Here is a 12181-nt window from a genome sequence, read left to right as displayed (position 1 = left end):
GGGCTTGATGCGCTCGACCCAGCCGCGATGACGGACCCCCTGCCCTTCGTGATCCAGGCGACCGTGGCGGGCCTGGCGGCCATCGCCGCCGGCCTGATCAACGCCCTGGCCGGCGGGGGATCCCTGATCAGCTTTCCTGCCCTCACGGCCATCGGCCTGCCGGCGGTGATGGCCAACATCACCAACACCGTGGCCCTGGCGCCCGGCTACCTGGGTGCCACCGTGGCCCAGCGCCAGGACCTGCAGGGCCAGCGGCGACGCCTGTGGCTACTGCTGCCGGCCGGCGCCGCCGGCGGCCTTGTTGGCGGCCTGCTGCTGCTGCAGACCGGCGAGCGGCTGTTCACCCAGCTGGTGCCGTTCCTGATCCTTTTCGCCTCCGGGCTGCTGGCGGTGCAGGAGCCCGTGCGCCGCTGGGTGCAGCGCCGCTCCGAGCGCCGCGGCCGCCCCCCCTCGGAACTCTGGGCCGTGCCGCCGGTGTTCCTGGCGGCCATCTACGGGGGCTTCTTCGGCGGCGGGCTGAGCGTGATCGTGCTGGCAGTGCTGGCCCTCACGCTCGAGGACAGCCTCACCCGCCTCAACGGGCTCAAGCAGGCGGTGGCCTTCGCCACCAACCTCACCGCCGCCGCCTTCTTCCTGTTCTCCGGCCAGGTGGCCTGGGCTCTTGCGGCGGTGATGGCCATCGGGGCCATCCTCGGCGGGGCGCTGGGGGGCCGGCTGGCGTCCCGGATCCAGCCCGCCACGCTGCGCACCCTTGTGGTGGTGGTGGGCGTGGTGGTGGCGCTGATCTATTTCCTCAGGACATGAGCTTTCCTCAGGACATGAGCTGCCGCAAGCCCTGAGCGCAGGCCCGCGGATGGCCCAGCCGGACACCGCCCCTAGGCTTGAAACCCATCCGACCCCTGGGCCGATGCCGCTGCTGCTGATCCTGGTGGCGGTCGCCGCCGTCGGGTTGATCCTGATCTACAACCGCCTGGCCCAGCTGCAGGTGCTGGCGGACAACGCCTGGGCCGACATCGACGTGCAGCTCAAGCGGCGCCACGACCTGATCCCCAACCTGGTGGAGACGGTGCGGGGCTACGCCAGCCACGAAAAGGAAAGCTTCCGGACCGTGATCGAAGCCCGCAACGCTGCCGTGGCGGCCCGGGGGCTCCGGGAGCAGCAGCAGGCGGAGCAGGCCCTCGGGGCGTCGCTGGGCCAGCTGTTCGCCCTGGCGGAGGCCTACCCGGCCCTGCGGGCGGTGGAGAGCTTCCAGACCCTGCAGACCAACCTCAGTCAGATCGAAGAAACCCTCCAGAGCGCCCGTCGCTACTACAACGCCGTGGTGCGTGACCTGAACACGGCGATCGTGCAGTTCCCCTCCAACCTGGTGGCCGGCGGCTTCGCGATCCGCCCGCGCACCTATTTCGAGCTGGAGAACCCGGCCGAAGCGGCGGTTCCCGCCGTCCGCTTCGATGGCTGATGGCTCTCCGGCCGCCCGGCGGCTGCGGCGCCGCTGGCGCTGGGGGCTGGGGGGGCTGCTCGGCCTGGCCCTGACGCTGCTGCTCCTGGCCCCCTGGGGGGCCGGCGCCGCCCTCAGCGCCGCCGAGCGCCAGCTGACGCTCACCGATTTCCAGATGCAGGCGGTGGTGGAACCCACGGGCGCCGTGCAGGTGAGCGAAACCCTCACCGCCCGCTTCGACGGCTCCTGGAACGGCCTGGTGCGCCAGATCCCCCTGCTGGCCCGGCGCCCAGGCGGGCTGGAACCCCTTGGGCTGCGGGTGCTCGCGGTCACCGACCCCGAGGGCCGGCCCTACCGCTACGAGAGCAGCCACCCCGGCTCCGACCTGAAACTGAAGATCTGGATCCCGGGCGCCGAGAACGCCAGCCGCACGGCCGTGATCACCTACCGGCTGAAGCGGGGTCTGCGCTTCTATCCGGACCACGACGAGTTCAACTGGAACGTCACCGGCAACGCCTGGGAGGTGCCGATCGAGCGGGCCTCGGCCCTGGTGCAACTGCCGCCGGCGGTGTCCGGGCTGCATGCCGCGGTGTACACCGGGCCCCGTGGTGCCAAGGAGCGCAACGCCAGCCTGACGATCGGCACCGACACGGTCGCCAGCACCACGACCCGGCGGCTGGAGCCCGGTGAGGGCTTCACCCTGGCGGTGGGCTTCGCCAAGGGGCTGGTGCCACCGCCCTCGGCCCTGGCCCAGCTGATCGGCTGGTGGCAGGGGCGGCTGGCCCTGCTGCTCCCCCTTCTGAGCGCCGGCGTGCTGGGCCCGCTCTGGTGGCGCATCGGCCGGGATCCGGCGGTGGGCGCCGTGCCGGTGGCCTACGAGCCTCCCGAGGGGCTGCCACCGGCGGTGCTGGGCAGCCTGGTGGCGGAGCAGGTGAGCGGAACCGCCCTTTCGGCCACCCTGGTGGCGCTGGCGGTGAAGGGCCAGCTGCGCATCGAACACGACCAGCGGAAGCTGCTGTTCCTGAATCTGGGCAAGCGCTACGTGTTCACCCTGCTGGGCGAGCCGGACCAGCGGTCGGCGCTGCTGCCCCATGAGGCCTACCTGATCGAGACGCTCTTCCCCTTTGGCATGGCGGGGGACACGGTCAGCACCGACCAGCTCCGCGACCATTACTACGTGCATGTGCCCGGCTTCGAGCGCCTGGTGAAGCAGGCGGTGCTGGCGGAGCGGTTCTTCCGACGCTGGCCCGGCACCGTGCGGGCCCTCACCTTCTTCGGCGGGCTGGGACTGGCGGCGGGTCTGTTCGTGCTCGCCTCGGCGCTGCTGCCCCACGACATCGTGCTGCTGCAGGGGGAGGCGCACCCGTGGCTGACCTTCGGCTCCCTGGCGCTGACGGTGGTGCTGGTGGGCGTGTTCGCCTGGATCATGCCCAGCCGCACCACCCGCGGCACGGCGGTGCTGCGCCAGACCCTCGGCTTCCAGGAGTTCCTGCGCCGGGTGGAGGCGCCGCGGCTGGAGCGGGTGGTGCTGACGCCGGAGCTGTTCGAGCGCTTCCTGCCCTACGCGATGGTGGCGGGTCTGACCCGGCAGTGGACGGCAGCCTTCCAGGGGATCCTCGAAGTGGCCCCCAGCTGGTACGTCAGCACCGGTGACTTCGATCTGACGGATTTCGGCAGCAGCCTCGAGGACTGTTTCAGCAGCACCGCCGGCGCCATGCAGTCGTCGCCGAGCAGCTCCAGCAGCTCCAGCGGCAGCTCCGGCGGGGGCAGCTCCGGCGGCGGGGATGGTGGCGGCGGCGGCGGCGGCTTCTGAGCACCGGGGCAGGCGCCACGGCAAGGCCTAGCTTTCCCCGAGTTGCCGGCGCTGCCGTGGCCCCAAGCGTCCTGCGCCGCCCCGGGGCGGCCGCCCTGGTTCTGGGTCTGGCGCTCCAGCTCCCGGGGGCCGCCAGTGGCGCCGAGCCCCCCTCCGGCCCACCGCCGCCGCCTCGCCAGGTGACGGCGGCAAGCCTGGCGGCCGCCCTGCCCCGGCTCGATGCCCTGGCCACGGAGCTGCAGCGCAGCACCGGTGTCCCGGGCCTGGCGATCGTGGTGGTGCACGCCGACCGGGTGGTGTTCCTCAAGGGCTACGGAGTGCGGCGGGTGGGCGAGCCCGGTGCGGTGGATGCCGACACCGTCTTCCAGCTGGCGTCGCTCTCGAAGCCGATCGCCGCCACGGTGGTGGCCGGCCTGGTGGGCGACGGGCGCGTGGGCTGGGACGACCCGGTGCTGCGCACCCTCCCCCAGGCCCGCATCGGTCCGCCGGCCATCGCCGCCGCTGTGACCATCCGCGACCTGCTGTCCCACCGCAGCGGCCTGCCGGACCACGCCGGCGATCACCTCGAGGACCTGGGCTTCGATCGGGCCACGATCCTGGAGCGGCTGCGGCTGCTGCCCACCGGCAACCGCTTCCGCGCCGACTACGCCTACACCAACTTCGGCTTCACCGCCGGCGCCGTGGCCGCCGCCAACGCCGTCGGCCGCCCCTGGGAGCAGCTCTCCAGCGAACGGCTCTACGGGCCCCTGGGCATGGCCCGCACCAGCTCCCGCCACGCCGACTTCGCGGGCGCCGCCAACCGCGCCTCCCTGCATGTGCCGGAGGGGGGCCGCTGGGTGGCCCGCTACCAGCGGGATGCCGATGCCCAGGCCCCCGCCGGCGGCGTCAGCTCCAGCGCGCGGGACCTGGGCCAGTGGCTGCGGTTGCAGCTGGCCGGCGGCCGCCTCGATGGCCTTGCGGTGGTGGACGCCGCCGCCCTGGCCGAGACCCACCGGCCCCAGATCGTCAGCCAGCCGCCCCGCGATCCGGCCACCGACCGTGCCGGCTTCTATGGCCTGGGCTGGAACGTCAGCTACACCGACCGGGGCACGGTGCAGCTGGGCCATTCGGGCGCCTTCGATCTCGGCGCCGCCACGGCCGTCTACCTGCTGCCGGCGGAATCCCTCGGCATCATCGTGCTCTCCAACAGCCAGCCGCTGGGGGTGCCGGAGGCCCTCAGCCTCAGCTTCCTCGACCTGGCCACCACCGGAACGGTGAAACGCGATTACCTCGCTGCCCTGCGCCCCCTGTTCCGGGGCATGGAGCAGCAGGACTACCCCGCCGTGGTCACCCCGGCCCAGCCCCTGCCGGCCCGCCCCTCCGACGCCTACATCGGCAGCTACGCCAATGCCTACGTGGGCGCGATCGCGGTGGTGCGCCGCGGCGATGGCCTTGAGCTGCAGCTGGGGCCCCGCCTCACCGCCTTCCCCCTCACCCCGGTGAGCGGCGACACCTTCCGCTACCAGCCCGCTGGCGAGAACGCCTACGGCCCCAGCGCCGTCAGCTTCACGGTGGGTGCCGACGGCCGGGCCACGGCGGTGCGGATCGACAACCTCAACCTCAACGGCCAGGGGGTGCTCCAGCGGCGCTGATCGGGGCACCGAACGTTCCTTCTGAACCTGACCCGGTGCCGCAGCGCTGCGAGAGTGGGACCGGCCAGCGCAGCCTGCATGAACCTCACCCCCCAGGAGAAAGACAAGCTGTTGATCGTCACCGCCGCCCTGCTGGCGGAGCGGCGACTCGGCCGGGGCCTGAAGCTCAACCATCCCGAGGCGGTGGCCTGGCTCAGCTTCCAGGTGATCGAAGGGGCCCGCGACGGCCGCAGCGTGGCGGAGCTGATGCGGGAGGGCACCACCTGGCTGAGCCGGGATCAGGTGATGGAGGGGGTGCCCGAGCTGATTCCCGAGGTGCAGATCGAGGCGATGTTCCCCGACGGCACCAAGCTCGTCACCCTCCACGAACCGATCCGCTGACCCCCCACCACGCCATGCCCCCCCTGATCCCCGGCGAACTGATCCCCGAGCCCGGCACGATCGATCTCAACGTCGGCCGTCCCGTCACCACCCTGTCGGTGGCGAACCGGGGTGACCGGCCCGTGCAGGTGGGTTCCCACTTCCACTTCCATGAAGCCAACGGCGCCCTCGAGTTCGACCGCGAGGCGGCCCGCGGCCTGCGGCTCGACATCCCCGCCGGCACCGCCATCCGCTTCGAGCCCGGCGACCAGCGCGACGTGCACCTGGTGCCCTACGTCGGCGACCGCCGCGTCTTCGGCTTCAACGGTCTGGTGAACGGCCCCCTCGACTGAACCCCCATGGCTTACCGAATTGACCGCCGTGCCTACGCCGAGACCTACGGCCCCACCACCGGCGACCGCCTGCGGCTGGCCGACACCGAACTGATCCTGGAGGTGGAGAGCGACTGCACCACCTATGGCGATGAGGTGAAGTTCGGCGGCGGCAAGGTGATCCGCGACGGCATGGGCCAGGCCCAGACCCCCCGCTCCGAAGGGGCCGTCGACACGGTGATCACCAATGCCCTGATCCTCGACTGGTGGGGCATCGTCAAGGCCGACATCGGCCTGAAGGACGGCCGCATCTGCGCCATCGGCAAGGCGGGCAACCCCGATATCACCGATGGGGTGACGATCGTGGTCGGGCCCGGCACCGAGGCCATCGCCGGGGAGGGGCACATCGTCACCGCCGGGGCGATCGACACCCACATCCACTTCATCTGCCCCCAGCAGATCGAAACCGCCCTGGCCTCCGGGGTCACCACCCTGCTGGGCGGCGGCACCGGCCCGGCCACCGGCACCAACGCCACCACCTGCACCCCCGGCGCCTTCCACCTGGCCCGCATGCTGCAGGCCGCCGAGGGGCTGCCGATCAACATCGGCTTCTACGGCAAGGGCAACGCCAGCACCCCGGCGGCGATCGAGGAGCAGATCCGCGCCGGGGCCTGCGGCCTGAAGCTGCACGAGGACTGGGGCACCACCCCGGCGGCGATCGACTGCTGCCTGACGGTGGCTGACAAGTACGACGTGCAGGTCTGCATCCACTCCGACACCCTCAACGAAGCCGGGTTCGTGGAGGACACGATCCGGGCCATCGGCGGCCGCACCATCCACACCTTCCACACCGAGGGGGCCGGCGGCGGCCACGCCCCCGACATCATCCGGATCTGCGGCGAGCCCAACGTGCTGCCCAGCTCCACCAACCCCACCAAGCCCTACACCGTCAACACCCTCGAGGAGCACCTCGACATGCTGATGGTGTGCCACCACCTCGATCCCCGCATCCCGGAGGACGTGGCCTTCGCCGAATCGCGCATCCGCCGCGAGACGATCGCCGCCGAAGACATCCTCCACGACCTGGGCGCCTTCAGCATCATCGCCAGTGATTCCCAGGCCATGGGCCGCGTCGGTGAGGTGATCACCCGCACCTTCCAGACGGCCCACAAGATGAAGGTGCAGCGCGGTTTCCTCCCCGAAGATGCCGCCGGTCCCCGCGGTGGCCGCAACGACAACACCCGCCTCAAGCGCTACATCGCCAAGCTCACCATCAATCCCGCCATCGCCCATGGCCTCGACAGCCAGATCGGCTCGGTGGAGGTGGGCAAGCTGGCCGATCTGGTGCTGTGGAAGCCGGGCTTCTTCGGCGTCAAGCCGGAGCTGGTGATCAAGGGCGGCTCGATCGTCTGGGCCCAGATGGGCGATGCCAACGCCTCGATCCCCACGCCGGGGCCCGTCCACGGCCGGCCGATGTTCGCCGCCTACGGCGCATCGGTGGCGGCCAGCTGCCTCAACTTCGTCAGCCAGGCCTGCCTCGAAGACGACCTGCCCAGCCGTCTTGGGCTGAAGCGGCCCTGCGTGCCGGTGGTGCAGACCCGGGGCATCGGCAAGGCCCAGATGCGCAACAACACGGCCCTGCCCAAGGTGGAGGTGGACCCCCAGACCTACGAGGTCTTCGCCGACGGCGAACTGCTCACCTGCGAACCGGCGGAGGTGCTGCCGATGGCGCAGCGCTACTTCCTGCTGTAGGGCGCACCGCGGCGGCTCAGGCGCCCCCGCAGCCGCCGGCTCCAGCCGAAGGCGGCCAGGGCTCCGGCCAGGGGCAGCGGGCCCGGAACGTCCGAGGCGGCCGGGGAGGCCCGCACCACGAGCTGGCTGAGCAGCACCTCCGTGCTGCTGGAGTCACGGTCGCCGCCGACGCCGGTGATGGCGATGACCTGGTTGGCCCCGACGACGAAGGGGTTGGCGAAGGCGTAGCTGGTGCCCACCTGTTTGTCGAACAGGGTTTCGGTGGAGACCACCGGACTGGTGGGCTCACCCCAGGTGAGCAGGGGGTTGCCCAGGCCGACCCGCAGGCTGCCGTAGCGGTAGCTGACCAGCTCCACCGCCTGATCGAAGACCAGCTCGATGGCGCTCTGATTGGCCGTCCCGGTGCCGTTTCCGGGGGTTTCCAATCCGCAGTTGGTCAGGCCGATGTCGTTCAGGCCGGCCCCGCCGGCCTTGTAGAGGCAGACCCCCCCATCCGTGGCGCTCACGGGTTTGGCGGTGTCGTCAGGGAGCAGGGCGTTCTGGAACACCAGCCGGAGCATGCGGCCGTCGGCCTGGGCGCTGAAGGTCTTGGCGGAGGAGGCCTGGGGATCGGCGGGGGTGGCGGTGCCGCTGCCGAGGTCGAAGGTGAAGGTGGTGCCGAGGGCCTGCCCCGGCGAACCACTCAGGACAAGCCCTGCGCCGAGGAGGGTTCCCAGAAGCGGGCGAGCAAGCGGCAGGGCGGACATGGCGGCGCTGCTCGGTGCACGAATCTGAAGCGCAATCTACGGAGTTTGCGCCGCTGCGCCACCCATCCGCTCCTCCTCAAGGGCCCATTCCTCCTGGTTGGGGTCCCGGCGTGTGCCGCGCCGCTCCACCGAAAGGACCGGCACCTCCTTGAGGGGGGTGGCGAAGGCCACACCGAAGCTGAGGGCGAAGTGGGCCCGGGTGAACCAGCGCAACTGGGCCCGCAGGCGCAGCTGGCCGAAGCCGGGATGGGAGCGCACATCCAGCAGCAGCCACTGCCCCGCCTCCAGCGCCTGGTCCTCGTTGGCGATCAGGCACATCCCGCCCTCGGCCACGTCGGCGATGTCGGCGATGAACCAGCGGCCGAAGGGCTGGCCATCGGCGTCGAGACGCCGGACGGCGATGGTGCGGCAACTCTCGATCGAGTGCCGGGCGAAGGCGCGCTTCTCGCGACGGGTGGCGGTTCTTTCCCGCTCGTGCAGCAGGGCGCCCGCAGCGCGGGGGGCCATGGGGGCCTGGGATCCGCTCTGGCTGGTCAGCATGGCCCTCGTCCCTGCCGGTGTGTCCATCCTGAACCCTGCGTATCCCACAGCGGCCCTTGCTTATAAAAACGCTATTCGTATGAAGCGCTAGCCCCGCAGAGGCCCAGGTCACCCCGGGTTTCGTAGCAACGGCAACGGGTGGCCACCCCGGCGGCACTGCAGGATCCAACCGCGCGGACGGGTGTGGAATGTTCAGTCAATACAAGCCGAACCAGGGGTACGACGAGTACTTCACCGCCACCGACCAGCCGCGGGCGACCCTGACGCCCCTGCTGTCGTCCCTGGGGCAGATGGGGCTCGACCAGCTGAACCGCAACCACGCGGCCGCCGGCATGCTGCTCAAGCGGCTCGGCGCCACCTTCCGCCTCAACGATTCCGACAGCAAAGGCGTCGAGCGGATCCTCCCCTTCGATCCCCTTCCCCGCCTGATCGGCGCCCGGGACTGGGAGCGGCTGGAGCGGGGCCTGTTCCAGCGCCTGGAGGCGATCGACCGGTTCCTGGCCGATGTCTACGGCGACCAGAAGATCCTTGCCGACGGGGTGGTGCCCAGGGCCGACGTCGAAAGCTCCCAGGGCTGGCGGCCCCAGATGCAGGGCTTCCGTCCGCCCCTCGGCCGCTGGTGCCACATCTCCGGCCTCGATCTGGTGCGCGACGGCGACGGCACCTGGCGGGTGCTGGAGGACAACCTGCGCTGTCCCTCGGGTGTGGCCTATTTCCTCGAGAACCGGCGCGTCATGAAGCGCATGTTCCCGAGCCTGTTCGCCGGCCGCACGGTGCAGCCCATCGACGACTACCCCTCCCACCTCCTGCAGACCCTGCGGGAGCTGGCCCCCTGGACCGACACCCCCAAGGTGGTGCTGCTCACTCCGGGAGTGTTCAACAGCGCCTACTTCGAGCACAGCTATCTCGCCCAGCAGATGGGCATCCAGCTGGTGGAGGGGCGTGACCTGGTCTGCGAGGGCGATCGGGTCTGGATGCGCAGCACCGCCGGCCTGGAGACGGTCGACGTGATCTACCGCCGCATCGACGACGACTTCCTCGACCCGGCCGTGTTCCGCAGCGATTCGCTGCTGGGTGTCCGGGGGCTGATGGGGGCCTATGCCGCCGGTCGTGTGGCGATCGCCAATGCCCCCGGCACCGGCGTGGCCGATGACAAGCTCATCTACGCCTACGTGGGCGAGATGATCCGCTATTACCTGGGCGAGGAGCCGATCATCGAGAACGTCCCCACCTACATCTGCTCCCGCCCCGACGACCAGGCCTACGTGCTGGCACACCTCGGGGAGCTGGTGGTGAAGGCCGTGGCGGAGGCCGGCGGCTACGGGATGCTGATCGGCCCCCATGCGAGCCAGGCGGAGATCGACGAATTCGCCGTCAAGATCCAGGCCAACCCCCGCAACTACATTGCCCAGCCGACCCTGGAGCTCTCCACCGTGCCCTCCCTGAGCGAAGGGGAGCTCTATCCCTGCCACGTGGATCTGCGGCCCTACGTGCTGCGCGGCAAGGAGGCCTGGGTGAGCCCCGGCGGCCTCACCCGCGTGGCGCTGCGTCGCGGCTCCCTGGTGGTCAACTCCTCCCAGGGCGGCGGCTGCAAGGACACCTGGATCGTGGATGAAGCCCCATGCTGAGCCGCGTCGCCGACTCCCTCTACTGGATCAACCGCAACGTCGAGCGGGCCGAGAACATCTCCCGGTTCGTGGAGGTGAGTGAAGCCATGGCCCTCGACTGTCCCCCCGGCAGCGCCGAGCCCTGGCTGCCCCTGATCGAGGCCAGCGGTGACCGCAAGCTCTTCGATGAGCTCTATCCGGTGGTCACGCCTGACGCGGTGATCCATTTCCTGGTGCGGGAGGCGAAGAACCCCAGCAGCGTTCTCAACTGCATTGCCAATGCCCGGGAGAACGCCCGTCAGATCCGGGAGGTGATGACCACGGAGATGTGGGAGCAGATCAACGACATCTACTGGACGTTGCAGGAGGAGGCCTTCTGGCGGCAGCCGCCCCAGGAGCAGCTGCGGGAGATCCGCCGCGCCTGCCAGCTCTTCTACGGCATCACCGACGCCACCCTCAGCCGCGACCTCTCCTGGCAGTTCAGCCGGCTGGGGCGGCTGCTGGAGCGGGCCGACAAGACCACCCGGATCCTGGACGTCAAATACTTCCTGCTGCTGCCGTCCCCCGAGGAGGTGGGTGGGGTGCTCGACGAGCTGCAGTGGATCTCCCTGCTGCGCTCGGCCGGCGCCTACCAGATGTTCCGCCAGTCGAGCCAGCAGGCCATCGAACCCAAGGCCGTGGCCGCCTTCCTGTTGCTGGATCCGATCTTTCCCCGCTCGGTGCGCTACTGCCTGGAGCGGATCAGCGACACGCTGCGGATCATCCGCGGCAGCTCCGTTCCCCGCCCCGCCGACGATCTGGAGTGCCTGATCGGGCTCACCCTGGCCCACTGGAGCTTCACCAGGATCGACGAACTGGTGGCCACCGGGCTCCATGAAGCCATCGACAACTTCCAGTCCGATCTCAATCGCCTGCATGAGCTGATCGAAGCGCGCTACTTCATCGCCCCCGCCGGCACCACCGCCAGTCAGGAGGCGGCATGCGAGCCCGCATAACCCACACCTTCGACTACCGCTACAGCGCTCCGGTCTTCCTGGGACCCCACCGGTTCTGCCTCAAGCCCCGGGGCCACGGCTTCCAGCGCCTGCTGCACTTCCACCTGGCGGTCACGCCGGAGCCGTCCCGCTTCTATCCGCTGCTGGCCGCCAGCGGCGATGAGATCCTGCGGGCCCGCTTCACGGGCAGCACCGAGCACTTCCGGGTGCAGGCGATCAGCGATGTGGAGACCCAGCAGCCCCCGTCCCTGGCGACCTGCCTGGAGGACCAGGAGCCGCTGCTGCCCTATCCGGTGGGCCACCTCAACGGCGATCTGCTGGGCTCCCTGGAGGGCTGGCTGCCCAACGGCCAGCACGACCCCGCCGCCGTGGACCTGGCCCAGGAGGCCCTGATGGGCAGCGACCAGCGGGGGCTGATGTTCCTCGAGCAGCTGGTGGAGATCATCAAGGACCGGGTCAAGTACACCCAGCGGCACGTGGGGCCGGCCTGGCCGGCGGGGCGCACCCTCAAGGAGCGGGTGGGTTCCTGCCGCGACCTGGCGATGCTGATGGTCGAGACCTGCCGCTGCGTCGGTCTGCCGTCCCGGTTCGTGAGCGGCTACCACCTGGTGGAACCGCAGCCGAAGCAGTACGACCTGCACGCCTGGGCGGAGGTCTACCTGCCCGGGGCGGGCTGGCGGGGATTCGACCCCAGCGGCATGGGCAGCGTCGACGACCGCTACATCACCCTGGCCACCTCCTCCAAGCCCACCCTCACCGCAGCGGTGAACGGCAGCTTCTCGGGGCCCACGGGGGTGGACAGCGAGCTGGAATGGGCCATCGAGGCGGAGCTGCTGGAGCCCACGCCGATGGGCTCCGCCTGGCACGAGGTGCTGCACGGCTGAAGCGAAGCCACTCTTAAGGTGCGCCCGCTGGTAGCCGATGCATCAGCGGCGGCGGCACTCCCCAGGCCAGGACTGGTGCCACT

At 70.5% G+C, this 12181-nt stretch carries 12 protein-coding genes; 10 read left to right on the top strand and 2 right to left on the bottom strand.

Going from position 1 to position 12181, the window contains the following annotated elements:
• The first annotated feature begins 27 nt into the window (after window positions 1–27).
• The 7 genes from KUG39_RS02770 (at window position 28) to ureC (ending at window position 7326) form a co-directional block, all read left to right on the top strand.
• Window positions 28–804 carry a sulfite exporter TauE/SafE family protein gene (locus tag KUG39_RS02770; protein WP_216912653.1) on the top strand — a complete coding sequence of 259 codons (777 nt, stop codon included), beginning with the start codon at window positions 28–30 and terminating at the stop codon, window positions 802–804.
• A gap of 103 nt (window positions 805–907) precedes the next feature.
• Window positions 908–1459 (top strand): LemA family protein, encoded by a 552-nt coding sequence (locus KUG39_RS02765; protein WP_216912652.1) that lies wholly within the window; start codon window positions 908–910, stop codon window positions 1457–1459.
• The gene (locus KUG39_RS02760) at window positions 1452–3251 is read left to right on the top strand and encodes a DUF2207 domain-containing protein (protein WP_216912650.1); all 1800 of its coding nucleotides are present in this window, start codon (window positions 1452–1454) and stop codon (window positions 3249–3251) included. The genes KUG39_RS02765 and KUG39_RS02760 overlap by 8 nt, the downstream gene beginning before the upstream one ends.
• A gap of 56 nt (window positions 3252–3307) precedes the next feature.
• Entirely contained in the window at window positions 3308–4882 is a 1575-nt protein-coding gene (locus tag KUG39_RS02755) for a serine hydrolase (RefSeq protein WP_216912648.1), read from the top strand.
• A gap of 78 nt (window positions 4883–4960) precedes the next feature.
• A complete protein-coding gene (locus KUG39_RS02750; protein WP_015110097.1) occupies window positions 4961–5263 on the top strand; it encodes an urease subunit gamma in 303 nt (100 codons plus the stop codon).
• A 14-nt stretch (window positions 5264–5277) separates the two neighbouring features.
• A complete protein-coding gene (locus tag KUG39_RS02745; protein ID WP_216912645.1) occupies window positions 5278–5595 on the top strand; it encodes an urease subunit beta in 318 nt (105 codons plus the stop codon).
• A 6-nt stretch (window positions 5596–5601) separates the two neighbouring features.
• Complete coding sequence (ureC, locus tag KUG39_RS02740; protein ID WP_216912636.1) at window positions 5602–7326, top strand: urease subunit alpha; 1725 nt, start codon at window positions 5602–5604, stop codon at window positions 7324–7326.
• Here ureC and KUG39_RS02735 read toward each other — a convergent pair.
• Window positions 7311–8072, bottom strand: coding sequence for a hypothetical protein (locus KUG39_RS02735; protein ID WP_216912634.1), 762 nt, complete (start codon window positions 8070–8072; stop codon window positions 7311–7313). The genes ureC and KUG39_RS02735 overlap by 16 nt on opposite strands.
• A 36-nt stretch (window positions 8073–8108) precedes the next feature.
• The gene (locus KUG39_RS02730) at window positions 8109–8579 is read right to left on the bottom strand and encodes a PilZ domain-containing protein (protein WP_216918200.1); all 471 of its coding nucleotides are present in this window, start codon (window positions 8577–8579) and stop codon (window positions 8109–8111) included.
• 221 nt (window positions 8580–8800) lie between these two features.
• Here KUG39_RS02730 and KUG39_RS02725 point away from each other — a divergent pair, with 221 nt between their 5' ends.
• From KUG39_RS02725 to KUG39_RS02715, 3 genes are read left to right on the top strand one after another with little or no spacing between them, the layout of a single operon-like run.
• Complete coding sequence (locus KUG39_RS02725) at window positions 8801–10240, top strand: circularly permuted type 2 ATP-grasp protein (RefSeq protein WP_216912630.1); 1440 nt, start codon at window positions 8801–8803, stop codon at window positions 10238–10240.
• Window positions 10234–11214, top strand: coding sequence for an alpha-E domain-containing protein (locus KUG39_RS02720; RefSeq protein WP_094585292.1), 981 nt, complete (start codon window positions 10234–10236; stop codon window positions 11212–11214). The genes KUG39_RS02725 and KUG39_RS02720 overlap by 7 nt, the downstream gene beginning before the upstream one ends.
• Window positions 11199–12098 carry a transglutaminase family protein gene (locus KUG39_RS02715; RefSeq protein WP_216912628.1) on the top strand — a complete coding sequence of 300 codons (900 nt, stop codon included), beginning with the start codon at window positions 11199–11201 and terminating at the stop codon, window positions 12096–12098. Before KUG39_RS02720 ends, KUG39_RS02715 begins: the two co-directional genes overlap by 16 nt.
• The last annotated feature ends 83 nt before the right edge of the window (window positions 12099–12181 follow it).

Origin of the sequence: Synechococcus sp. CCAP 1479/10 (assembly GCF_019038515.1) — a bacterium.
Classification (GTDB): Bacteria; Cyanobacteriota; Cyanobacteriia; order PCC-6307; family Cyanobiaceae; genus Cyanobium.
This window is presented reverse-complemented; position numbering and strand designations above follow the sequence as displayed.

Bases quoted from the DNA above. Each gene is read 5' to 3' on its own strand.
- KUG39_RS02725 (WP_216912630.1), top strand. From the start codon at position 8,801: ATGTTCAGTCAATACAAGCCGAACCAGGGGTACGACGAGTACTTCACC.
- KUG39_RS02750 (WP_015110097.1), top strand. From the start codon at position 4,961: ATGAACCTCACCCCCCAGGAGAAAGACAAGCTGTTGATCGTCACCGCC.
- KUG39_RS02765 (WP_216912652.1), top strand. From the start codon at position 908: ATGCCGCTGCTGCTGATCCTGGTGGCGGTCGCCGCCGTCGGGTTGATC.
- KUG39_RS02715 (WP_216912628.1), top strand. From the start codon at position 11,199: ATGCGAGCCCGCATAACCCACACCTTCGACTACCGCTACAGCGCTCCG.
- KUG39_RS02760 (WP_216912650.1), top strand. From the start codon at position 1,452: ATGGCTGATGGCTCTCCGGCCGCCCGGCGGCTGCGGCGCCGCTGGCGC.
- ureC (WP_216912636.1), top strand. From the start codon at position 5,602: ATGGCTTACCGAATTGACCGCCGTGCCTACGCCGAGACCTACGGCCCC.
- KUG39_RS02735 (WP_216912634.1), bottom strand. From the start codon at position 8,072: ATGTCCGCCCTGCCGCTTGCTCGCCCGCTTCTGGGAACCCTCCTCGGC.
- KUG39_RS02745 (WP_216912645.1), top strand. From the start codon at position 5,278: ATGCCCCCCCTGATCCCCGGCGAACTGATCCCCGAGCCCGGCACGATC.
- KUG39_RS02770 (WP_216912653.1), top strand. From the start codon at position 28: ATGACGGACCCCCTGCCCTTCGTGATCCAGGCGACCGTGGCGGGCCTG.
- KUG39_RS02730 (WP_216918200.1), bottom strand. From the start codon at position 8,579: ATGGCCCCCCGCGCTGCGGGCGCCCTGCTGCACGAGCGGGAAAGAACC.
- KUG39_RS02720 (WP_094585292.1), top strand. From the start codon at position 10,234: ATGCTGAGCCGCGTCGCCGACTCCCTCTACTGGATCAACCGCAACGTC.